The organism is Enterobacter cloacae complex sp. S2 (genome assembly GCF_015159675.1).
GTDB classification, from domain to species: Bacteria; Pseudomonadota; Gammaproteobacteria; order Enterobacterales; family Enterobacteriaceae; genus Enterobacter; species Enterobacter intestinihominis.
In genome coordinates this window covers 1-801 of the sequence record NZ_JADDTS010000098.1, presented here as the reverse complement: position 1 = coordinate 801, position 801 = coordinate 1, and the positions used below count along the sequence as shown (strand labels likewise).

General features: G+C 50.2%; 1 protein-coding gene and 2 pseudogenes. 1 reads left to right on the top strand and 2 read right to left on the bottom strand.

What is annotated here, in order from left to right; genetic code table 11:
* Together IPZ49_RS22930 and IPZ49_RS22925 are read right to left on the bottom strand one after the other, a co-directional pair.
* Positions 1-254 (bottom strand): annotated as a pseudogene (locus IPZ49_RS22930) (DNA polymerase V subunit UmuC); the annotation flags it as partial.
* Positions 254-559, bottom strand: coding sequence for a hypothetical protein (locus tag IPZ49_RS22925; protein WP_063659637.1), 306 nt, complete (start codon positions 557-559; stop codon positions 254-256). The pseudogene IPZ49_RS22930 and the gene IPZ49_RS22925, both read right to left, overlap by 1 nt.
* A gap of 111 nt (positions 560-670) precedes the next feature.
* Between IPZ49_RS22925 and IPZ49_RS22920 the strand changes: the two are divergent.
* Positions 671-801 (top strand): annotated as a pseudogene (locus tag IPZ49_RS22920) (GtrA family protein); the annotation flags it as partial.

The following is an 801-nucleotide window of genomic DNA, read 5'->3' as shown; positions in this document are numbered from 1 at the left end:
ATTACCCGGCTGGACATGTCTGCATAGAGCTCGTAGTTGCTGCTGAAGCAAACAACACCAGCGCGCCGGAATAGGTCCTTTTGCTTGAAGAACGGCTCACCCATCGCTATCCCGGCTGCCTTTGCCTCGGCGCTACGTGCTATTACGCAGCCGTCATTATTCGACAGAACGACAACAGGCCGCCCGCGCAGGTCTGGTCTGAATACCGTCTCGCAACTGGCATAAAATGAGTTCACATCGACAAGGGCAAACATCACATCACCGGATTGTCGTCTGTGAACGCCGCAGCGCCATTGATAAAAAAGGTTACAACTCCCATGACTTCGACTTCATCTAAAGCATCTCCCTCTATGCTTTCACCGTCTTCGGTGATGAGCGCACCGCCCATAACGACCGCGAATTGTAGTTGGCCAAACGCATGCACCAGCACGCTCGTTCCGTTGCATGGCGGAAGATCGGTCTGAAAAAGCGCGTAGCCACCTGACGTTTCAACCAGGCATGAGTAGCGATTAACGCCACATAACTGTTCAAGCCTGTATCGCTGAGCTTTTGCATCCATGGCCCCTCCCAAAACAACTGTGTTTATATACAGTAGCGTCAAATATGAGAGTCGATCAAGTTGCACAGTGATGCTAAACTTCAGACCTTTCCGAATTGACTGATTTTTATAATGTTAAAGCTCTTTGCTAAGTACACATCGATCGGCGTCATAAACACGCTCATTCACTGGGTTGTGTTCGCTATTTGCATATACGCGTTTCACACAGGTCAGGCTCTTGGCAACTTCGCCGGGTTCGTCGT